This is a genomic window from Pseudomonas sp. CGJS7 (assembly GCF_036961695.1).
Window position 1 is genome coordinate 74,019 of sequence record NZ_JBAMDI010000021.1, and the last position, 21,639, is coordinate 95,657.

At 63.4% G+C, this 21,639-nt stretch carries 19 protein-coding genes; 8 read left to right on the forward strand and 11 right to left on the reverse strand.

What is annotated here, in order from left to right; all coding sequences use genetic code 11:
- Positions 1-3 precede the first annotated feature (3 nt).
- Positions 4-1,212, forward strand: a complete 1,209-nt coding sequence (locus tag V7787_RS15365) for a hypothetical protein (protein ID WP_104886566.1) — start codon at positions 4-6, stop codon at positions 1,210-1,212.
- A gap of 100 nt (positions 1,213-1,312) precedes the next feature.
- Here the strand turns inward: V7787_RS15365 and V7787_RS15370 are convergent, their stop codons facing one another.
- A complete protein-coding gene (locus V7787_RS15370) occupies positions 1,313-1,930 on the reverse strand; it encodes a LysE family transporter (protein WP_049587971.1) in 618 nt (205 codons plus the stop codon).
- Positions 1,931-2,120: 190 nt separating this feature from the next.
- Between V7787_RS15370 and V7787_RS15375 the strand changes: the two genes are divergently transcribed.
- Both V7787_RS15375 and mqo read left to right on the forward strand, forming a co-directional pair.
- Complete coding sequence (locus V7787_RS15375) at positions 2,121-2,312, forward strand: YhfL family protein (RefSeq protein WP_003254720.1); 192 nt, start codon at positions 2,121-2,123, stop codon at positions 2,310-2,312.
- Positions 2,313-2,639: 327 nt separating this feature from the next.
- On the forward strand, positions 2,640-4,277 hold the full coding sequence (gene mqo, locus V7787_RS15380; protein WP_064491365.1) for a malate dehydrogenase (quinone): 1,638 nt from the start codon (positions 2,640-2,642) through the stop codon (positions 4,275-4,277).
- A 132-nt stretch (positions 4,278-4,409) separates the two neighbouring features.
- Here the strand turns inward: mqo and V7787_RS15385 are convergent, their stop codons facing one another.
- The gene (locus tag V7787_RS15385; RefSeq protein WP_020193084.1) at positions 4,410-4,745 is read right to left on the reverse strand and encodes an ArsR/SmtB family transcription factor; all 336 of its coding nucleotides are present in this window, start codon (positions 4,743-4,745) and stop codon (positions 4,410-4,412) included.
- A 49-nt stretch (positions 4,746-4,794) separates the two neighbouring features.
- On the opposite strand from V7787_RS15385, the gene xenA reads away from it, so the two are divergent.
- Positions 4,795-5,886 carry a xenobiotic reductase XenA gene (xenA, locus tag V7787_RS15390; RefSeq protein WP_014755670.1) on the forward strand — a complete coding sequence of 364 codons (1,092 nt, stop codon included), beginning with the start codon at positions 4,795-4,797 and terminating at the stop codon, positions 5,884-5,886.
- 123 nt (positions 5,887-6,009) lie between these two features.
- Here xenA and V7787_RS15395 read toward each other — a convergent pair whose 3' ends face one another.
- The 5 genes from V7787_RS15395 to V7787_RS15415 all read right to left on the reverse strand — a co-directional run bounded on the left by V7787_RS15395 (position 6,010) and on the right by V7787_RS15415 (position 12,543).
- Complete coding sequence (locus tag V7787_RS15395; protein ID WP_064491364.1) at positions 6,010-7,257, reverse strand: NAD(P)/FAD-dependent oxidoreductase; 1,248 nt, start codon at positions 7,255-7,257, stop codon at positions 6,010-6,012.
- A gap of 2 nt (positions 7,258-7,259) precedes the next feature.
- Positions 7,260-8,837, reverse strand: a complete 1,578-nt coding sequence (locus tag V7787_RS15400) for an aldehyde dehydrogenase (NADP(+)) (RefSeq protein ID WP_064491363.1) — start codon at positions 8,835-8,837, stop codon at positions 7,260-7,262.
- Positions 8,838-8,989: 152 nt separating this feature from the next.
- Positions 8,990-9,937, reverse strand: a complete 948-nt coding sequence (locus V7787_RS15405; protein ID WP_064491362.1) for a dihydrodipicolinate synthase family protein — start codon at positions 9,935-9,937, stop codon at positions 8,990-8,992.
- A 42-nt stretch (positions 9,938-9,979) separates the two neighbouring features.
- Positions 9,980-10,906, reverse strand: coding sequence for a 4-hydroxyproline epimerase (locus V7787_RS15410; RefSeq protein ID WP_064491361.1), 927 nt, complete (start codon positions 10,904-10,906; stop codon positions 9,980-9,982).
- A gap of 23 nt (positions 10,907-10,929) precedes the next feature.
- The gene (locus tag V7787_RS15415; RefSeq protein WP_064491360.1) at positions 10,930-12,543 is read right to left on the reverse strand and encodes an APC family permease; all 1,614 of its coding nucleotides are present in this window, start codon (positions 12,541-12,543) and stop codon (positions 10,930-10,932) included.
- Between the two features lie 378 nt (positions 12,544-12,921).
- Here V7787_RS15415 and V7787_RS15420 point away from each other — a divergent pair, with 378 nt between their 5' ends.
- Positions 12,922-13,704, forward strand: a complete 783-nt coding sequence (locus tag V7787_RS15420) for an AraC family transcriptional regulator (RefSeq protein WP_064491359.1) — start codon at positions 12,922-12,924, stop codon at positions 13,702-13,704.
- On the opposite strand, the gene V7787_RS15425 is transcribed toward V7787_RS15420, so the two are convergent.
- Entirely contained in the window at positions 13,692-14,579 is an 888-nt protein-coding gene (locus V7787_RS15425) for a LysR family transcriptional regulator (protein ID WP_003254701.1), read from the reverse strand. The genes V7787_RS15420 and V7787_RS15425 overlap by 13 nt on opposite strands.
- A gap of 141 nt (positions 14,580-14,720) precedes the next feature.
- Between V7787_RS15425 and moaB the strand changes: the two genes are divergently transcribed.
- Positions 14,721-15,239 carry a molybdenum cofactor biosynthesis protein B gene (gene moaB / locus V7787_RS15430; protein ID WP_003254698.1) on the forward strand — a complete coding sequence of 173 codons (519 nt, stop codon included), beginning with the start codon at positions 14,721-14,723 and terminating at the stop codon, positions 15,237-15,239.
- A 46-nt stretch (positions 15,240-15,285) separates the two neighbouring features.
- Here moaB and V7787_RS15435 read toward each other — a convergent pair whose 3' ends face one another.
- Positions 15,286-16,185, reverse strand: a complete 900-nt coding sequence (locus V7787_RS15435) for a bestrophin family protein (protein WP_064491358.1) — start codon at positions 16,183-16,185, stop codon at positions 15,286-15,288.
- 20 nt (positions 16,186-16,205) lie between these two features.
- The gene (gene moaA, locus V7787_RS15440) at positions 16,206-17,210 is read right to left on the reverse strand and encodes a GTP 3',8-cyclase MoaA (RefSeq protein ID WP_081273166.1); all 1,005 of its coding nucleotides are present in this window, start codon (positions 17,208-17,210) and stop codon (positions 16,206-16,208) included.
- 222 nt (positions 17,211-17,432) lie between these two features.
- Between moaA and V7787_RS15445 the strand changes: the two genes are divergently transcribed.
- A complete protein-coding gene (locus tag V7787_RS15445; protein WP_064491357.1) occupies positions 17,433-19,763 on the forward strand; it encodes an FdhF/YdeP family oxidoreductase in 2,331 nt (776 codons plus the stop codon).
- Positions 19,764-19,872: 109 nt separating this feature from the next.
- Here V7787_RS15445 and V7787_RS15450 read toward each other — a convergent pair whose 3' ends face one another.
- Complete coding sequence (locus tag V7787_RS15450; RefSeq protein ID WP_336088584.1) at positions 19,873-20,334, reverse strand: Lrp/AsnC family transcriptional regulator; 462 nt, start codon at positions 20,332-20,334, stop codon at positions 19,873-19,875.
- 92 nt (positions 20,335-20,426) lie between these two features.
- On the opposite strand from V7787_RS15450, the gene V7787_RS15455 reads away from it, so the two are divergent.
- Positions 20,427-21,608, forward strand: coding sequence for a trans-sulfuration enzyme family protein (locus V7787_RS15455; protein WP_064491356.1), 1,182 nt, complete (start codon positions 20,427-20,429; stop codon positions 21,606-21,608).
- Positions 21,609-21,639 lie beyond the last annotated feature (31 nt).

Here is a 21,639-nt window from a genome sequence, read left to right on the forward strand (position 1 = left end):
ACCATGATCAAACAGATGAACAAGAAGCAGCTGCTGATTGGCGGTGTGGCCGCAGCGGTGCTGGTGCTCGGTGGTGGCTATGCGATGGTCGCCAGCTCGGGCAAGAAGGCTGCGCTGGCCTACTACGACGACTTCAAGGAGCGCTATTTCCTTGAGGATGTCCTGTCTGAGGGGGACATTTCCTACTCGGCGTTTTCCGGCAACCTGACGGTAGCCGACCCGGAGATCCGCGTGGCGGCGGCGCAGACCAATGGCGCCCAGCAGTTCCTGCGCGGCCTGTCGGGCTTGATGGAGTCCGTACAGGGTAGTTCGGCTGAGGAAGGCCTGGCGGGCTGGGCCAAGTACCAGCTCAATGTCAGCCGCAATGTGGCCGGGGTGTACCTGAAGGCTGATGCGCTGAAGCTGGCCCATGACGGAGACAGCAAGGATGGCAGCATTCATATCCAGTTGCTGGGCATGCAGATGAGCAACCCTTACGTTGCCAGCAAGGGTGCCGAAGTCGTGCTGGTGGCTGATGTCAGCGACGAAGTCCAGCCACGTGCCGAGCTGGCCGCCAATGGTCGGGCCGCCCCGTCGAACTTCACCTGGGGCGCCAACATGGCGGTGCGCCAGCCAGTAACTGGCGCGTTTCTGGTCAGCAGCACGGGTGACTTTGGTACCACGGTCGACCTGGACTTCACCATCAAGCGCTCCAGCGATGGCGAAGGCTCGATGGCGTTCGTGGTCACCCACCGCAACGACGGCTCCAAGGTGGGGGAAATCGTGCGCAAGGCCGACTTCCAGTCGCTGCCGGAGCTGGACGATGTCGAAACCCAGCTCAAGAGTGCCCTGAGCGCGATGCTGATCGGGGCATACAGCCCGTACTCCGGCCAGGCGGTGTTGGCTGAAGCGGTGAGCGGCTTTGCCCGCAAGGCCAAGGTCGAGAACTACTCGGTAAGTTACAGCGGCTTCAAATCGCTGAAAGAGGCTTTCAGCGAATACCAGCAGCAAGTCCCCAAGGCAAAGTTCGCAGCCTTCTGCCAGGAGGTTGGGCTGTCGTCGTGGAGCAGTGACTTTGGCGCCAAAGCCAAGAACCACAGCGATTCGGAATGCGCCATCGGGCAGAAGCTGGTCGAAGACGGCAGTTTCGAAGAGCAGTACATCTTCAAGGAAGGCAAGAGCCTGTTTGCGGCGTTGTTCGTGAGCAAGGCCTATCAGCTGGAAACCAATTGACTGGGTAATGGCTGAGTGAACAAGCCCCCGGGAACCATGAGTTGCCGGGGGCTTTTTTAGGGTTGCTGTCAGGCGCGCCCGGACCCTGGCGGGCTTGGGATCAGCGCATCGCCGCCAGTTTGATGCCGAATCCCACCAGGCAAGCCCCCGCCAGCCGCTCGAACATATTGGCAATCCGCGGGCTGGCGCGCATGCGCTCGGCCAGTTGATGGGTCAGCACCACGGCAATCAGCCCATACAGGAAGGTCACCACCGCCACTGTCGCCGCCATGAAACCGAACGTCACCAGCCCTTGGTGCTTCACCGGGTCGACGAACAGCGGGAAAAACGCCATGTAGAACATGATCGCCTTGGGGTTGAGCAGAGTGATCATCATGGTCTGGCGCAGGTACTGGCCGTTGTCCATGCGGCAGGTGTGTGCTGCACCACCGGGTTTGCTCAGCAGCATGCGCAGGCCCAGGTAGGCCAGGTATGCAGCCCCCGCCCACTGCACCATATGAAAGGCGGCAGGGTAGGTGGCCAGCAGGGTGGCGACGCCGGCTACCGCCAGCCACAGCAGCACCTGGTCACCCACGATAACGCCGCAGGTCGCGGCCAGGCCTGCCTTGATACCGCCCTTGCCGGTGGCGGTGATCAGGGCGAAATTGCCCGGGCCGGGGATGGCCAGAAGAATGAGGAAGGCGATGACGAATGCGCCGTAGTCGGTGACGCCAAGCATGGTGAGTTCCTGTTGGGTATTGCGAAGGCAGTGCTCTGAACTATCGTCGCCAAAGGCGCGCTTTTCAACCTGTTGTTGCACAGTTGCAAAGAACCTGTGCCAAGCGCGGCTTGGATCCAATGCCTGGAGTCTGTATGATTCCGCGGCCATCAGACGATGGTCGAAGATGATTCATTTAAAGGATTGAGTAATGAAAAAGCTGTTCAAGGCCACCGTAGCCGTTGCCGTCGTTTCGGGTGTCGCCCTGCTGTCGGGTTGCACTGGCCAGGTTTACAACCAACCGAAAAACTGCACCTACGACTACCTGTTCCACCCTTCGGTTTCCATCTCCAAGATCATCGGTGGCTGCGGCCCGATCGATAAACTGCCTCAGCAGCAGTAATCTTGGCGGTACCCTGATCGCGACGCTTGCGGCGTGATCCAAGGCCCCCGGTCATGCATATGGCCGGGGGTTTTTGTTTGTGACGTGACAAACTGCCGCTGGGGCAACCGGTCGCCTTGACGCTCCGGCCTGCAATTTGTTTGTGCTGGCATTTCAGATACAATCGGAAAAACGATTCAGCCTTGTCGGTCAATTCGACCAAAGGCCGAGCCGTTTTCTGGTTCTCTGGCTGCTGAACAATGATCAACAAAAAGCCTGCGCTGAAGAACACGCTTTACCGGGGCCAGCCACAGGCCCTCACTCTGTTCTCCTGACTGGAATTGATCAATGTTCAAGAAAGCTGGCAAGACCTTGCTGGGTCTGGCGGTCGCTGCAAGCGTCATGCAAGCGCATGCTGCAGAAACCAAGAAAGTAGACGTGCTGCTGGTCGGCGGCGGCATCATGAGCTCCACTCTGGCCGTGTGGCTGCACGAGCTGGAGCCAAGCTGGTCGATGGAAATGGTCGAGCGCCTGGATGGCGTGGCCGAAGAAAGCTCCAACGGCTGGAACAACGCCGGTACCGGCCACTCCGCGCTGGCCGAGCTGAACTACACCCCGGAAGACAAAGACGGCAACGTCAACATCTCCAAGGCCATCGAAATCAACGAAGCCTTCCAGATTTCCCGCCAGTTCTGGTCGTGGCAAGTACGCCAGGGCGTATTGAAGAACCCGCACTCGTTCATCAACACCACCCCGCACATGAGCTTCGTGTGGGGCGATGACAACATCAAGTTCCTCAAGAAGCGCTACGACGCACTGCAGGCCAGCCCGCTGTTCCGTCCGATGCAGTACTCCGAGGACCACGCGCAGATCGCCAAGTGGGTCCCGCTGATGATGGAGGGCCGCGACCCGAACCAGAAGCTGGCCGTGACCTGGACGCCGATCGGTACCGACGTCAACTTTGGTGAGATCACCCGCCAGTTCGTTGGCCACCTGCAGACCCAGAAAGGCTTCGACCTGAAGCTGTCCAGCGAAGTGCAGGACATCACCCGCAACAAGGACGGCTCCTGGCACGTCGAGTACAAGAACCTGAAGGACGGTACCGAGTCGGCCACCGACGCCAAGTTCCTGTTCATCGGTGCCGGCGGCGGCGCGCTGAAGCTGCTGCAGAAGTCGGGTATTCCGGAAGCCAAGGAATACGCAGGCTTCCCGGTGGGCGGTTCGTTCCTGGTGACCGAGAACCCGACCGTGGCCATGCAGCACATGGCCAAGGCCTACGGTATCGCCTCGACCGGTGCGCCACCCATGTCGGTCCCGCACCTGGACACCCGTGTGCTGGACGGCAAGCGCGTCATCCTGTTTGGCCCGTTCGCTACCTTCTCGACCAAGTTCCTGAAGAACGGCTCGTACCTGGACCTGCTGAGCAGCACCACCACCCACAACGTGTGGCCGATGACCAAAGTCGGTATCGACCAGTACCCACTGGTCGAGTACCTCGCTGGCCAGCTGATGCTGTCTGACGATGACCGCTTCGAAGCCCTGCGCACCTACTTCCCGAACGCCAAGAAAGAAGAATGGCGCCTGTGGCAGGCCGGCCAGCGTGTGCAAATCATCAAACGTGATGCCGAGAAGGGCGGCGTGCTGAAGCTGGGCACTGAAGTGGTGGCGTCCGAAGACCGCACCATCGCGGGCCTGCTGGGTGCATCGCCGGGTGCTTCGACCGCTGCGCCGATCATGCTGCACGTGCTGGAAACGGTGTTCAAGGAGAAGGTCGCTACCCCAGAGTGGCAGGCCAAGATCAAGGAAATCGTGCCGAGCTACGGCACCAAGCTGAACGATTCGGCAGCGGCCACCCAGAAAGAGTGGAACTACACCGCTGAAGTGCTGCAACTGGGTAAACCGCCGGTGATCGACGCCAGCGTTGAATTCGGTGGCGCGGCAAGCAAGCCGGTCGAGAGCAAGCCTGAGAACGACATGGCGCTGTAATCGGCCATTGTTGTGAAAGAAAGCCACGGGGGAGACCTCGTGGCTTTTTTGTTGCCAAGCCCAGCGCAACCCTCAGGCTTATCGCCATCCCTGGTAGGAGCGGGTTCACCCGCGAAGAGGCCTGCACAGGTATCACTGCTGGCGCAGTATGCACTCCAGCAGCCCGGGAAACCGCTCGCCCAGCATCTCGCTACGCAGCGAATTCATATGGGTAGTCCCCACATTGCGGGTTTGCACCAGCCCTGCATCACGCAACACACGGAAGTGGTGGGACATGCTCGACTTCGGCCGGCCTCCGTCCAGCTCGCCACAGCTGGCCTCGGCCACACCGGCCAGGTGGCGGACGATTTCCAGGCGAACGGGGTCGCTGAGCGCATAGAGCAGGCGTTCAAGGATGAGGTCTTCGGGGTTGGGATGTTTATAGGCTCGCATGGTTGACATGATAACGGGGGTTTCATTAATTGCCATAGTTCGATTATGATCGAACAACAGTATTCAACTGAACCCGGAGTTTCCCATGTCCGCACTGTTCGAACCCTACACCCTCAAAGACGTCACCCTGCGTAACCGTATCGCCATTCCGCCGATGTGCCAGTACATGGCCGAAGACGGCATGATCAACGACTGGCACCACGTACACCTGGCCGGCCTGGCCCGTGGTGGTGCCGGCTTGCTGGTGGTCGAAGCCACTGCTGTGGCGCCGGAAGGGCGTATCACCCCCGGTTGCGCCGGTATCTGGAGCGATGCCCACGCTCAGGCGTTCGTACCGGTGGTGCAGGCCATCAAGGCTGCCGGTTCGGTGCCGGGTATCCAGATCGCCCACGCCGGGCGCAAGGCCAGCGCCAACCGCCCGTGGGAGGGTGACGACCACATTGCCGCCGACGACGCGCGCGGCTGGGAGACCATTGCCCCGTCTGCGATTGCCTTTGGCGCGCATCTGCCGAAAGTGCCACGCGAAATGACGCTGGACGATATCGCCCGGGTCAAGCAGGACTTCGTCGATGCCGCCCGCCGTGCGCGTGATGCCGGCTTCGAGTGGATAGAACTGCATTTCGCCCATGGCTACCTGGGCCAGAGCTTCTTCTCCGAGCACTCCAACAAGCGCACCGATGCCTACGGTGGCAGCTTCGACAACCGCAGCCGCTTCCTGCTGGAAACACTGGCCGCCGTGCGCGAAGTGTGGCCGGAGAACCTGCCGCTGACCGCGCGCTTTGGTGTGTTGGAATACGATGGCCGCGATGAGCAGACCCTGGAAGAGTCGATCGAACTGGCCCGCCGCTTCAAGGCCGGTGGGCTCGACCTGCTGAGCGTGAGTGTCGGCTTCACCATTCCCGACACCCACATCCCCTGGGGGCCAGCGTTCATGGGGCCGATTGCCGAGCGCGTGCGCCGCGAAGCGAAGCTGCCCGTGACGTCGGCGTGGGGCTTTGGTACGCCGCAGTTGGCGGAGGCCGCATTGCAGGCCAACCAGCTGGATCTGGTTTCGGTAGGGCGCGCGCACCTGGCCGACCCGCACTGGGCTTACTTTGCGGCCAAGGAGCTGGGGGTGGAAAAAGCCTCCTGGACCTTGCCGGCGCCTTATGCGCACTGGCTCGAGCGTTACCGCTGAGGCTTGGAGGGGCTGCTTTGCAGCCCATTCGCGGGCAAGCCCGACCCCACAGAGACACCACAGGTGACAGATACTGCACCCTCTCTGTGGGAGCGGGCTTGCCCGCGAAGAGGCCGGTAAAGGCTAAAACCGATCCAGTCGGTATGCACTCATCTCAGGCCCACCAGCCTGCTCAGCCAACCGCCCCACCCATTCCGCCGTCACCGCCGCCTGGGTCAACCCCAGGTGCTGATGCCCAAACGCCAACAGCACCCGCCCATCGCACACCCTGTCGATCACGGGCAATGAGTCTGGCAACGAAGGCCTGAAACCCATCCACGGCGTTGCCCCTTCGACGCTCAAGTCGTGCCGGAACAACCCCTTGCTCAACCGGTGCAACTGCCAAGCCCGTTGCATGCTCGGCGGTGCCTTTAGCCCGGCAAACTCCACTGTGCCAGCCAGGCGCAAGCCTTCGGCCATGGGCGTCATGATGAACTTGCGCTCAAGCGAGGTGACTGCAAACGGCAGGCGCTGGTGCTCACCCGGCAACATCAGGTGGTAGCCGCGTTCGGTGTCCAGCGGCACCCGCTTGCCTGTCAGCGCGGCGGTCAGTTTCGCAGAATGGGCGCCACAGCTGACAAGCACCTGGCGGGCTTTGAGCGTGCCCCGGTCGCTGGCAAGGCTCACGCCGGCACTGTGCAAATGCCCGCCATCGACCTGCGCCTGGACAAAGCGCACCCCGCAGGCCTTGGCCGCCTCGAACAATTCGCACACCACCCGATAAGGGTCGATGAAGTGCCCCGTGCGCGGGAAAAACAGCCCGCCCAACAGTGACGGGCTGAGTTGCGGCGCTGCTTCGCGCACGGTTTCGGCCGACCAGAAGTCCACCGGCACCGCCTGCTGTTGCATGCGTGTGCGCAACGCCTCCAACGCCTGGCGTGACTCAGGCTTCTCGAACACCAGCAACGAACCATCCTCTTGAAACAACTCGCTGCGCCCGATCGAGCCCAACAGCCGTTGCCAGGCGCCCAGGCTGCCTTCGTTCAGCGTGCGGATGCCCGCCACGCTGCGCTGGAACGGCGCCGGGCGCAGGTTGAGCAGCAGCCGGGTGAACCACGGCATGGCCTTGGGCAGGTACTTCCAGTCCAGGCGCAGCGGGCCCATCGGATCGAGCAGCATGCGAGGCAGGCGCTTGAGGATCGACAGGTCGGCAATCGGGAACACTTGCTCGGTTGCCAGGTGCCCGGCATTGCCGAAGGACGCGCCCAGGCCGGGCGCCTGGCGGTCGACCAGGGTTACCCGATGGCCCTGGCGGGCCAGTTGCAGGGCACAGGCGACGCCGACAATGCCGGCGCCCACCACGGCGATATCGGTTTCAGCGGTTTCGACCATGCTCAGTCTTCCCGTTTACCATCAAGCAGGCGCCGCAGTTGCAGCGGGTTGCCGTGTTTCAATGCCTGCGGCAGCAGCGCATCGGGGACGTCCTGATAGCAAACCGGGCGCAGGAATCGCAGGATCGCCGCCGTGCCCACCGAGGTGGTACGGGCATCGGAAGTGGCCGGGAACGGCCCGCCGTGGACCATGGCATCGCACACCTCGACGCCCGTTGGCCAGCCATTGACCAGAATGCGCCCGGCCTTGCGCTCAAGGGTGGGGAGCAGGGCGCGAGCGCTGTCGATGTCGGCCTCGTCCAGTTGCAGGGTGGCGGTCAGCTGACCTTCCAGATGTTCGGCTACCTGGCGGACCTGCTCATCGTCGCTGCAGGCAACCACCAGCGATGCTGCACCGAACACTTCAGCCTGCAACGCCGGGTCGGCGAGAAACGTTTCGGCCTGGGTCACGAACAGCTGTGCCTGGCACTGGTTGGGGCCCTGATCGGTTTGGCCACTGGCGATGGTTTGGGCACAGGAGTTGTCTGCCAGGGCTGCGATACCGGCCTGGTAGGCACTGAAAATGCCTGGGGTGAGCATGGTTTGGGCGGGGGCCTGCTGCACGTAACCGGCGGCTGCAGTGATGAACCGCTGCAGTGCCGCCCCCTGCCGGGCGATTACCAGGCCAGGGTTGGTGCAGAACTGGCCGGCGCCCTGGGTCAGCGAGGCGACGAAACCTTGTGCCAGTGCTTCGGCACGGGCTTGCAGGGCGGCGTCGAACAGGAACACCGGGTTGATCGAACTCATTTCGGCATACACCGGGATGGGCTCCGGGCGCGCCTGGGCGGCTTGGCACAACGCCATGCCACCGCTGCGCGAGCCGGTGAAACCAACGGCCTTGATACGTGGGTCGCTGACCAGGGCAATGCCCACTTCACGGCCCGAGCCATAAAGCAGCGAGAACACACCCTCCGGTAAGCCGCACTGCTTCACCGCTTGCGCCACTGCCTGGCCGACCAGCTCACTGGTGCCGGGGTGGGCACTGTGGGCCTTGACCACCACGGGGCAGCCAGCGGCCAGTGCCGACGCGGTGTCACCACCGGCCACCGAGAAGGCCAGCGGGAAATTGCTGGCGCCGAACACGGCGACTGGCCCCAGGGCCACCTGGCGCTGGCGCAAATCAGCGCGGGGGAGGGGCTGGCGCTCAGGCAGGGCGCTGTCGACCCGCACGTCCAGCCATTCGCCGGCCCGCACTGTGCGGGCAAAGATGCGTAGTTGGGTGCAGGTACGGCCACGCTCGCCCTGAATGCGCGCCTTGGGCAGGCCGGTTTCGGCCACGGCGCGGTCGATCAGGGCATCGCCGAGGGCCTCGATCTGTGTGGCGATGGTTTCAAGGAACTCTGCTCGTTGTTCGAGCGAGGTTTCGCGGTAGGCATCGAATGCCGCCCAGGCCAGCGCGCAGGCCTGGGCCACGTGTTCGCCTGTGCCGCCGAGGTAGGCCGGTTCCAGCGCCTGGCCGGTGGCCGGGTCGATCGCGCGGATGGCCTCGCGGCTGCCGGTTACCGGCCTCTGGCCGATCAGCAGGTTGCCTGTGAGGGTCATGGAGCCTCCTTGGAAATCTAATGCAGATGCACGGGGGGGATTACGACCCCTGTAGGAGCGGGTTCACCCGCGAACACCGGCAAAGCCGGTGCCATGCACCGGGTCGCCTGATTCGCGGGCACGCCCGCTCCCACAGGGAGAGCAGTGGCTGCTCAGGCGATGTTCTGCTCAGCCGACCAGCTGGCGTACCAGCTGCGGAACAGCGCGTACTGCTGTTCGGCATAGTTGCGCTGAGCGTCGGTCAGGACGTCGGTCTCGTTGAAGTGCAGGCTGTACTCGGTGTCGCCGTTGAGCACCATCAAGTGCTTGTAATACAAAACCAGGTCGCAGCCTTCATCGAACGACGACAGTACCGCCAACGCCGCTTCCAGCTCGCGCGCCAGGCGGCGGGCACGGGCGTCGCCTTTGGCGGCCTGTTTGCTCAGGCTCACCAGTTGCAGCACTTCGCGCGGCAGCGCATTGCCGATGCCGGTGATGGCGCCGGTGGCGTTGCAGTTGACGAAGCCATGCACCACCTGGGTGTCGACACCGACCATCAGGGTGACATCGTCATCCTTGGAGGTGATGTGCTCGGCGGCGTAGCGCAGGTCGGCGCCACCGCCGAACTCCTTGAAGCCGATCAGGTTGGGGAACTGGCTGCGCAGTTCGAAGAACAGGTCGGCGCGGGTGGCAAAGCCGTAGTAAGGGCTGTTGTAGATCACCGCCGGCAGTTTCGGTGCGGCAGCGAGGATCGCCGAGAAATGGTGCTTCTGGGCGATCAGCGAGGCGCCGCGGCTGAGCACGCGAGGGATGACCATCAGGCCGGCGGCACCGACCTTGGCGGCGTGGGCGGCATGCGACACTGCCTCACGGGTGTTGACTGCGCCCGTGCCGACGATGGTCGGGATACCGGCCGCCACCAGGCGCGCCACGCCTTCCTGGCGCTCGGCCTCGGTCAGCAGCGGCCAGTCACCCATCGAGCCGCAGTACACCACCGCGCTCATGCCGGCTTCGATCAGTTGGCGGCCCTTGCGCACCAAGGCGTCGAAGTCCGGTTTGCGCTCGGCGGTGCACGGGGTCATCAGGGCGGGCATGGTGCCGGTGAAGATGTTGTCATTCATTGTTGTCACTCCTGGCAAAGTTCAGTCGGGAAAAGACCGGGGTCAGATGCCCCAGGCGAACGGGTCCTGTTCGTCGATCAGCAGGGTGCTGTCGGCGGTCATGTGGGCACGGCCGGTGATGAACGGTCGAATACGCTCGCCGTCGCGCTCGTAACGGCCGTGAAACTGGCTGCCGGTGATGCTGGCCTGCACCCAGGTCTGGCCTTCGGCAAGCTTGCCGTCGGCGGCCAGGCAGGCCAGCTTGGCGCTGGTGCCTGTGCCGCACGGCGAGCGGTCGTAGGCCTTGCCGGGGCACATCACGAAGTTGCGGCTGTCGGCGTTGGGGTCGTCGGCGAACAGTTCGATGTGGTCGATGGGCGCGCCGTTTTCGCCGGTGATGCCCTGGGCTTCCAGGGCCTTGAGCATGGCCCAGGTGTACTCGGTCAACACCTCGCGGTTATCCAGCTCGATGCGCTGGCCGTGTTCGGCAACGAGGAAGAACCAGTTGCCGCCCCAGGCGATGTCGCCGTGCACCACGCCATGGCCGGGCACGTCCACCGCAACCTGTTGGCGGTAGCGGTAGGAGGGCACGTTGCCGATGGTGATGGCGCCGTCGTCATGCAAGGTGGCGCTGACCTGGCCGACTGGCGTGTCGATCTTGTGCACACCCGGTGTGATCAGGCCCAGGTGCTGTAGCGAGGCGACCAGGCCGATGGTGCCGTGACCGCACATGTTCAGGTAGCCGGCGTTGTTGAAGAAGATCACCCCGCAGGTAGCGTCGGCCGATACCGGCGGGCAGTACAGCGCGCCGACCAGCACATCGTTGCCGCGTGGCTCCAGCAGGCAGGCACGGCGCCATGGGTCGTGCAGCTCGCGCAGTTCGTCGCGCTGTTCGGCCATGCTGCGGCCGTGCAGTTGCGGAAAGCCCTTCATCACCAGGCGGGTCGGTTCGCCACCCGTGTGGGAATCTATGACGTGAATCTGTTTCATGGGCTTGTCCCTTGCGTAAAAGATCAGGAAGCGACGGCAGCAGGGCGGCCGGTATAGGTTTCAGCGCAGGCTTCGCTTTCGTCGTCGCCTTCCAGGCGCACCAGGTGGGCAGGCACACCCGTGGCGGCGCCCCAGTAGTAGATGCCCAGTGCGCAGGCCGCCACGACCACGGTGTCGAATGGGTGGCCGATGACGCCCAGGCCACCGAAGCTACCCAGCCACGACAGCAGGATGGTCAGCGCGTAGAAGCCGATCAGCCACGCCGACGAGCGAACTTGCTGGGCCAGCGACAGGTGCTGGGTGGGTACGAAACGGCTGCACAGCAGGTACAGCACGAACATCACGATCTGCAGGGCCAGCAGCCACGACACGGTGTTCCAGCCCGACCAGTACACGATCAGCGCAGCGATGATGAACGACAGCGGGCCGAGCACAGCCATGCCCTTGACCCGGAACGGGCGCGGCATGTGTGGTGCATTGCGGCGCAGGGCGGCAACACTGACCGGGGCCACGGCGTAGCTCAGTACCAGAGCGGCGGATACCACGTTGATCAGCGCTTCCCACGACGGGAACGGCAGGGTCCAGAACACCGACAGGCCGAACGTCAGCCACAGGGCCGGGCGCGGGATGCCGGACTCTGCATCGATGCGGGTGAAGTACTTGAAGAAGGTGCCGGTCTGCGCCCAGCCATAGATCACGCGCGGGGTGGCGTTCATGTAGATGTTGCCGCAGCCGCTTGGCGAGATCACTGCGTCGGCCACCACCAGGTAGGCGAGCCAGCCCACACCCAGGGCCAGGGCGATGTCACGGTAGGGCAGGGCCAGTTCCTTGGTCACACTGGCCCAGCCGTTGGCCAACATTTCGGTCGGCACGCTGCCGAGGAAGGCCAGTTGCAGCAAGGCGTAGATCGCGGTGGACAGCAACACCGAAAGAATCAGCGCAATCGGGATGGTGCGCTGCGGGTTCTTCACCTCGCTGGCCACCGATATGATCGGCGTCAGGCCCAGGTAGGCGAAGATGATGCCACCGGCGGATACCGCCATTTCCACCCCGGACAGGCCGAACGGGGCAAAGCCCTGGACCTCGAAGTTTTCCGGTTTGAAGAAGGTGAACAGCACGCCGATCACCAGCAGCGGCACGATGAACTTGAACACGCTGACCAGGTTGTTGGCCTTGGCGAAGGTTTTCACGCTGCGGTAGTTGAGGAAGAAGAACAGCCCCAGCAAGGCGAACTGCACCAGCCAGCCGAGCACGGTCGGGTCGCTGGAGCCGGCCTTGGTCAGCCCGGGAAACCAGGCGGCGGCGTATTGGCGTGAGGCAACCACTTCGATGGCGATCAGGCTGGAAAAGGCGATCAGGGTGATGAAGCCCATCAGGTAGCCCAACAATGGGCCGTGCGAGTACACCGGGTAGCGAACCACGCCACCGGCGCGGGGCAAGGCGGCGCCCAGCTCGCAGTAGACGATGCCTAGCAGCAGTACGGCGAACCCGCCGAGAAACCAGGAGAGGATGCCGGCCGGGCCGGCGATGGCCGAGACGTGGCTGGCGGCAAACAGCCAGCCGGAGCCGAAGATGGCGCCTAGGCCGATGAAGGTGAGGTCCAGCAGTGATAACTGTTTTTTGAATTTGCCTGACATGGGTTCGCCTTTTTGTTGGTTATTGGATAGGCAGGTCTGATGTCACGAGATGCGGCTTTTTGGGCCGCGCTCTTGTAGGACTTGGGCGGCTTGCGTGGGGCATAGAGTGAACCGGTCGGGGCGGCGGTTCTTGATGGTTTTCTGCAGAGGGAATGACGAAATCGGCACAGTTGTGAAAAATGCTGGCGGTCAGGGTGGGCTGATGGATAGGCTGTAGGCCACACCGCACAAGGCCTGTAGGGGGGTGTTGATAGTGCCGGCCTCTTCGCGGGCATGCCCGCTCCCACAGGTACGGCGCAGACATTCGAAATGTGTGGAGGACCTGTGGGAGCGGGCGAGCCCGCGAAAGGGCCAGCACAGCCAGCAGAGAACCGACAGATGACCGACACCCCCCTGGCAACCCTCTACCAGTCCCTGGACCAGCACCGCCCCGCCACCCTCGAGGCCCTGCTCGCCGGTGTATCGCTGTTGCTGCCGATGCTCGACGCCATCCCCAACGCCGCGATCTTCATCAAGGATTCTGCCGCCCGCTATGCGTTGGCCAACAACACACTGGTCCAGCGCTGTGGCCTCAAGCGCCTGCAACCGCTGCTGGGCAAGACCAGTGCCGAGGTGTTTCCGGCACAGTTTGGCCCCGGCTATACCGAGCAGGATCGACGTGTTCTCAAGGAGGGCCTGGTGCTGGAGGACCAGTTGGAGCTGCACCTCTACGGCAGCCGTGAGCCCGGCTGGTGCCTGACCCACAAGCGCCCGCTGTACAACCCTGCCGGCGAAATCATCGGCCTGGTCGGCATCTCGGTCGACTTGCAGTCAGCCGCTGACAGCCACCCCGCCTACCAGCGCCTGGCCGCAGTGGACGAGCACATCCGCCAGCATTTTCACCAGCCGATCAGCATGGGCGAGCTGACCCGCATCGCCGGTATTTCCGTGGCCCAGCTGGAGCGCTATTGCAAGCGGGTGTTCCACCTCACGCCCCGGCAGATGATCCACAAGGCGCGCCTGGAGCACGCCCATCGCCTGCTGCATTCGGAGCTGCCGATCACTGAAGTGGCGATGCGCTGCGGCTACACCGACCACAGCGCCTTCAGCCGCCAGTTCAAGCAACTGACCGGCTTTACGCCGCGCCAGTACCGCCAGGCTACCGCCGATCAGGTGGCCTGAAACAGCCCCCGCGCCTCGGCAAAGCATTGCTCGGCAATCGCCGAGCGTGGCTCGCTGCGGCGCAGCAGCAGCCCGACCGGGCTGTGGATGGCGGCGTCGGCCACCGGTACGATGCGCAGGTGCTCGCTGAGGTCTTCCAGGCCGCAGTCCAGTGGCATGATCGCGCAGCATATGCCGGTGTTGATGGCCTGGATAAGCTGGAAGCTCGAGTCGCTCTCAAGCACCGCATTGGGCTCCAGACCACGGCTGCGGAAGCTCAGGTCCAGCGACTGGCGGTAGTGCATGCCTTTGCTCAGCAGCCCCAGCGGAATATCGCCGAGCTCGTCCCAGCGCAGCCGGTCGCTGGCGAACTGGAAGTGCCGTGTATCGTGCAGCAGGCCCATGGTGGTGGTGCCCAGTTCGATCACTTCGAAGAAGCTGGTGTTGACCTGGTCCAGGTAGCAGATACCCAGGTCGAGCTGGTTGCGGCTGAGGCCGTCGATGACCTGTTCCGAGCTCAGCGAGCTGAGCTGAAAGTGCAGTTCGGGGTATTTTTCGCGCAGGGGCAGCAGCAGGTGCATGGGGTTGAAACTGGCCAGCGGCACCGTGCCCAGGCGCAGGCTGCCGACCACCTGGCCACGGCAACTGGCAGCCTCGGCCTGCAGGCCGTCGTGGGCAGCGAGCAGGGTGCGGGCCCAGGCCAGGATACGCTCGCCGGCCTCGGTGAAACCTTCGAAGCGCTGGCCCCGCTTGACCAGCACCAGGTCCAGTTCGTCTTCCAGGTTGCGCAGGCGCATGGACAGCGTCGGCTGGGTGATATGGCACAGCGCCGCCGCCTGGCCGAAGTGGCGGGTCTGGTCGAGGGCGATGAGGAACTTGAGCTGCTTGATGTCCATGGAAGTGCCTGGCGTCTGGTTATGCAGACCTTAACCCACGTCTGCGATAGATGTCATTGATCGGCCGGTACGTCATATCGATTGGACGCCTCTGGGGGTATGCCTCTAGCGTGGTGAAAATGCCCTTCAAGGAGCTTCACCGTGCGCGTCCAACTTGATGCGGTCTTCGTACCGCTGAACATCGCCGTGCTGACTGTCAGCGACACCCGTACCTACGATAACGATACTTCCGGCGCGCTGCTGGCCAACCGCTCGGTCGAGGTCGGTCACCGGCTGGTGGCGCGAGCGCTGCTCAAGGACGACCTGTACAAGATCCGCGCTCAGGTGGCCAGCTGGATTGCCGATGAACAGGTGCAGGTGGTGCTGATCACCGGCGGTACCGGCTTTACCGGGCGCGACAGCACACCCGAAGCGGTCGAGTGCCTGCTGGACAAGCGTATCGATGGGTTTGGCGAGTTGTTCCGGGCATTGTCGATTCTCGATATTGGCAGCTCGACCGTGCAGAGCCGGGCGTTGGCCGGGTTGTCCAACCGCACGTTGGTATGTTGCCTGCCGGGCTCGACCGGAGCCTGCCGCACCGCCTGGGAAGGTATTCTGGCCGAGCAGCTGGATGCACGGCACCGGCCATGCAACTTCGTCAAACACCTGTTGCCGATGTAGGAGCGGGTTTACCCGCGAAGAGGCCAGAACAGGCAACCACCCACCGTCAGCTCAACACATACCCCACTGGCAACAAGGCAGGAGGCAGCTGCTGTTCCCCCAATCCGGCCAGCACATCGCGCTCCACAGTCCGCACCATGGCATCGGTCGGCAGGTCGTTCTCATCGCGCCCGAACGGGTCTTCCAGCTCGTTGCCGATCGCATCCAGCCCGAAGAACGTGTACCCCACGATGGTGGTGAACAGCGGTGCCAGCCAGCCCAGCGGCTCGGCCAGGGCAAACGGCAGCAGCAGGCAGAAAATGTAGATGGTACGGTGCAGCAGCAGGGTGTAGGGAAACGGCAAGGGTGTGCCCTTGATCCGCTCGCAGGTGGCTTGCACTTCGGTCAGGCCCGCCAGGCGTTGTTCCAGCAGGTTGTAGCGCCATTCGCTGATCTGTTGCTGTGCGGCCAACCGTGAACAGTGGTCGCCGATTTCACGCAGGATGCCGTCGCACACATTGTGCGGGCTGATCGCATCGGCCCGGGCCAGCCACGGCCTGGCAGCTGCCCGTTCGTCCTCGTTACGCAGCCGGGCATTGAGTGCATGGGCGAAACCACACAGGTTGCGCAGCAGTTCGGTGCGCAGTGTTTCGTCGGCAATCGCCACGCTTTCCCGCACGAACGAGCGGGTTTCGATAATCAGTTTGCCCCAGGCCTTGCGCCCCTCCCACCAACGGTCATAGCACGCGTTGTTGCGAAAGCTCATGAAGATCGACAGCGACAGGCCCAGCAAGGTGAACGGCGTGGCGCTGACCGGGTAGAAATACGCCGGATAATGCCGCTCGATCAGCACGATCAGCGCGGCCAGCAGTGTCACCATCAGGCAACGCAGGGCAATGCGTTTGACGATCGACCCCTTGAGGGTGAACAACACGCGCAACACATCGGTGGAGGGGGGGACGATCATGGAAATCCAGAGGCGGGTGCTCAGCCGCCGGTCATGTTCATGAAGCGCAGGATCTGCACATCGCCACCGACTTCGAAATGATGGCGATAGGGCTTGAGGTGCAGCGAGTCGCGAATGGCCTTTTCCAGGCGTTCGGGGTTGCCAGGGTGGGCGCGCAGCACGTGCTTGAGGTCGACCGAGTGTTCGTTGCCCAGGCACAGCAGCAGGCGGCCTTCGACGGTAAGGCGCACGCGGTTGCAGGTGGCGCAGAAGTTGTGGCTGTGCGGGGAAATGAAGCCGACCCGGGTGTTCGCGGCTTCGGCCAGGCGCCAGTAGCGGGCCGGCCCCATGGACGACTCGGTCGATTCGACCAGCGTGAACTGCTCGGCCAGGCGTGTCCGTACTTCATCGCTGGAGCAGAACGATTCGCCACGTTCATGCTCGCTTATCACCCCCAGCGGCATTTCCTCGATGAAGGTGATGTCCAGCTCGCGTTCGATGGCAAAGCGCACCAGATCGACCAGTTCATGGTCGTTGCGGCCTTTGAGTACCACGCAGTTGAGCTTGGTGCGTTTGAAACCGGCCTGGCGTGCGGCGTCGATGCCGGCGATTACCTGGGCAAGGTCGCCGGTGCGGGTCAGCTGCTTGAAACGGTCGGCATCCAGGCTGTCCAGGCTGATGTTCAGGCGTGTCACCCCGGCGTCGAACAGCGGCTGAGCCAGGCGCCCGAGTTGCGAGCCGTTGCTGGTCAGGCACAGCTCGCGCAGGCCGGGCAGGGCGGCGATACGCCCGCACAGGTCGACGATGCCCTGGCGTACCAGTGGCTCGCCACCCGTCAGGCGGATCTTGCGGGTGCCCAGCGCGACGAAGCGCTCGGCCACCTGGAACAGTTCTTCGAGGCTGAGGATTTGCTGGCGCGGCAGAAACTGCATGTCTTCGGCCATGCAGTACACGCAACGGAAGTCACAGCGGTCGGTGACCGACATCCGCAGGTAGTCGATTTTCCGGTTGAAGCCGTCGATCAGGGCCCGGCTGTTCTGTTCCACGTTCGCACTCGAATGGGTTGGGACATGACTCCAAGCTATAACCTGGCCGCAAGGCCGTCAAATTGCTTTGCCTGACCGGTTGATCGATGGCCTCTATCGCTTGGTACAGCACCTGGCAGCCATGATCGAAACCGCTTATCACGCCGTAAGATCTTTCGATTGGACGCCCCTTCCCACGCTCCATAGGCTGGAAAAAAGCATCGAAGCGTGAGGATTCATCGCATGAGCCAGGACGAACACATCAGGGACTACAAGGGCGCCGCTGCCGGCTGGGGGGCGCTCAAAAGCGTGACCAAGAGCTGGCTGGGCAGCGACAACGCCTTCAAGAACCTGCGGGCCATGCTCAAGACCAACCAGAACGGCGGCTTCGACTGCCCCGGCTGTGCCTGGGGCGAGTCGCCGGAAAGCGACATGGTCAAGTTCTGCGAAAACGGCGCCAAGGCGGTCAACTGGGAAGCCACCGGCCGCTCGGTCGACCCGGCTTTCTTCGCCAGATACAGCGTCAGCGCGCTGAAGGAGCAGACCGACTACTGGCTTGAATACCAGGGCCGCCTCACCCACCCGATGCGCTATGACGCCGCCACCGACCATTATGTCGAAACCACCTGGCAGGAGGCCTTCGAGCTGGTCGCCAGGCACCTGCGTGCGCTGCAGTCGCCGGATGAGGCCGAATTCTATACCTCGGGCCGCGCCAGCAACGAGGCGGCGTTCCTCTACCAGCTGTTCGTACGTGCCTACGGCACCAACAACTTCCCGGATTGCTCGAACATGTGCCACGAAGCCAGCGGCGCGGGCATGTCGGAAACCCTCGGGGTGGGCAAGGGCACCGTGGTGTTCCACGACCTGGAGCTGGCCGACGCGATATTCGTCATCGGGCAGAACCCCGGCACCAACCACCCGCGCATGCTCGAACCCCTGCGCGAAGCGGTCAAGCGTGGCGCCCAGGTCGTCTGCTTCAACCCGCTGAAAGAGCGAGGCCTTGAGCGCTTCCAGCACCCGCAGCACCCGTTCGAAATGCTCAGCAACGGCTCCGAGCCGACCTCCAGCGCCTACTTCCGCCCGGCCTTGGGTGGGGACATGGCGGCAATGCGCGGTATTGCCAAGTACTTGTTGCAATGGGAGCGCGAGGCGCAGGCCAAGGGCGAGCCGGCGGTATTCGACCATGCCTTCATCGCCGAGCACACCAGCGGCGTCGACGATTACCTGGCGGCGGTGGATGCCACGTCCTGGGAGCACATCGTCAAACAGTCGGGCTTGACCCTGGCCGAGATCGAGCTGGCCGCACGCATGTATCGCAAGGCCGAGCGGGTCATCATGTGCTGGGCCATGGGCGTCACCCAGCATCGCCATTCGGTGCCGACCGTGCAGGAAATCGTCAACCTGCAGCTGCTGCGTGGCAACGTCGGCAAACCCGGCGCAGGCCTGTCGCCGGTGCGGGGCCACAGCAACGTGCAGGGTGACCGTACCATGGGCATTGACGAGAAGCCGCCGACGGCGCTACTCGATGCCATCGAACAACGCTTCCAGTTCAGTGTGCCGCGTACCCATGGGCACAACGCGGTGTTGGCGATCAAGGCTATGGAAGAGGGGCGGGCCAAGGTGTTCATCGGCCTGGGCGGCAACTTTGCCCAAGCCACCCCGGACACCGCGCGCACCCACGCGGCGCTGCAGAACTGCGCGTTGACCGTGCAGATTTCCACCAAGCTCAACCGCTCGCACCTGGTCACCGGCCGCGATGCGCTGATCCTGCCGTGCCTGGGCCGTACCGAAATCGACCTGCAGGCCGAAGGGCCGCAAGGCGTGACCGTGGAGGACACCTTCAGCATGGTGCACATCTCCCACGGCCAGTTGCGCCCGCGCTCGCCGCATATGCGCTCGGAACCGTGGATCATTGCCGGCATGGCGAAGGCCACGCTGGGCAACCAGCCGATCGACTGGGAGCATGCGGTGGCCGATTACAACCGCATTCGCGACATGATCGCTGACGTGATTCCGGGCTTTACCGGTTTCAATGAACGTTTGAACAGCCCCGGCGGGTTCCACCTTGGCAACAATGCCGCCGATCGCAACTTCCGCACGGCCACGGGCAAGGCCCGCTTCATGCCCCACGCGTTGCCCGAGGAACTGGTCAACGCCAAGGTACTGGCCCGTGGTGACAAGCCCGACCTGATTTTGCAGACCCTGCGTTCGCACGATCAGTACAACACCACTCTTTATGGCCTGGACGACCGCTACCGTGGGGTGTTCGGCCTGCGTGAAGTGGTGTTTGTCAATGAGGCGGACATCCGTCGCCTGGGCTTCGAACCGGGTGAGCAGGTGGACCTTGTGTCGTTGTGGGAGGATGGCGTGGAGCGGCGGGTGTCGGGCTTCCGCCTGGTGGCGTATGACGTGCCCGAGGGGCAGGCGGCGGCGTATTACCCGGAAACCAACCCGCTGGTACCGCTTGAGAGTTATGGCGAGGGGACCTATACCCCGACCTCGAAATTCGTGGCGATCAAGGTCGTGAAAGCCAAGGCGGGGAACCGCATTGCGGCGGTGTTGGCCTCGGATTGATGGGGTGCCTGTGCTGGCCTCTTCGCGGGTGAACCCGCTCCTACGGGACCCCACAGCGCTTGAGGTTGAGGTGATCCTGTGAGGTTGCCCGCGAAGAATCCAGCACCGGTCAGGCGCGATGCACCGGGTAAGCCGTGGTGTACTTCATCTGCTCCATGGCAAAACTGGACGTGATGTTCGACAACCCATCGGTACGGGTAATCAGCTTTTTGTAGAACCGGTCATACGCCGCAATATCACCCACCACCACCCGCAGCATGTAGTCCCAGTCCCCGGACATGCGGTAGCACTCCATCACTTCTTCGAACCCGGTCACGGTCGCAGCAAACTGCTCCAGCCAGGCGCTGTCGTGGCGCTGGGTCTTGAGCTGGACGAACACGGTGAGCCCCAACCCCAGCCGTTCGGGGTCCAGCAGGGCGACGCGGCCGAGGATGTAGCCGTCTTCCTCCAGGCGCTTGACCCGCTTCCAGCACGGTGTGGTGGACAGGTTGACGGCCTCGGCCAGGTCCTTCAGCGAGATCGAGGCATCACGCTGTAGCAGGGTAAGAATGTGCTGGTCAAAACGGTCCATATCGCGCGCTGGCCGTACAGGAAAATATTTCACAGATTACCCCAAGGCCAGACGATTTGGGTTGTGCGATAGTTGCAGCTTTCACTCTGCCAATGGGCCTGACCATGTCTGACAAGCCGCGCAATTTCGCCACCCGTACCATTCACGCCGGCGAGCAGTTCAGCGTTGCCGATAACGCCATTTTTCCGGCCATCGTCACCGCCAGTTCGTTCACCAAGCGCAGCCTGGATGACAGGCCGGAATATTCCTACAGCCGCGTCGGCAACCCCACCCGGCATGCCTACGAAACCTGTGTCGCTGCCCTGGAAGAAGGCGTGGGCGCTGTGGCCTGCGCCTCTGGAGTCAATGCCACCGCAACCGTGCTTGAGCTGCTGCCCAAGGATGCCCACGTGGTGGTGATGAACGGCGTATACGGTGGCACGTTCCGCATCATGGAAGATTACCGCAGCCGCACCTCCGGGCTGACCACCACCTATGTCGATCTCAACGACATTGAAGCCGTAGCGGCTGCGATCAAACCGGAAACCCAGCTGATCTGGATCGAGTCGCCGACCAACCCGTTGCTGCACCTGGTCGACATCAAGGCGGTGTGCGACCTGGCCAAGGCCAAGGGCATCCTCACCTGCATCGACAACACCTTCTGCTCGCCGTGGAACCAGCGCCCGATCACCCTGGGCGTGGACTTGGTGATGCACTCGGCCAGCAAGTACATCGGTGGCCACTCCGACCTCACCGGCGGTGTGGTGGTGGCGGCCAACGATGCGTTGCTGGCACGCCTGCGCCGTATCAGCATGGCGATTGGTGCGGTGCAGGGGCCGTTCGACTGCTACCTGGCCCTGCGCGGTCTGAAGACCCTGGATGTGCGCATGGAGCGCCAGTGCGCCAATGCCCTGCAGGTGGCACGCTTCCTGGAAGGTCACGCGCAGGTCGAGCAGGTGTATTACCCAGGGCTGGAAAGCCACCCGCAGCATGAACTGTGCAAACGCCAGATGCGCAGTGGCGGGGCGGTGGTGGCGATGAAAGTGAAAGGCGACCGCGCCGCGCTCAACCGCCTGGTGGAGGCGCTGCAGATTTTTGTGCTGGCCGACTCGCTGGGCGGGGTGGAGAGCATGATCAACCACTCCTGGAGCATGTCGCACTGCTCACTGAGCCCAGAGCAGAAAGGGGTGATGGGGATCAGCGAGAACCTGTTGCGGTTGTCGGTAGGGATCGAGGATTACCGTGACCTGGTCGAGGACCTGGATGGGGCGTTGAAAGCGCTGGTTGCTGTGTAGGGCTGCAGGCCTCTTCGCGGGCTCGCCCGCT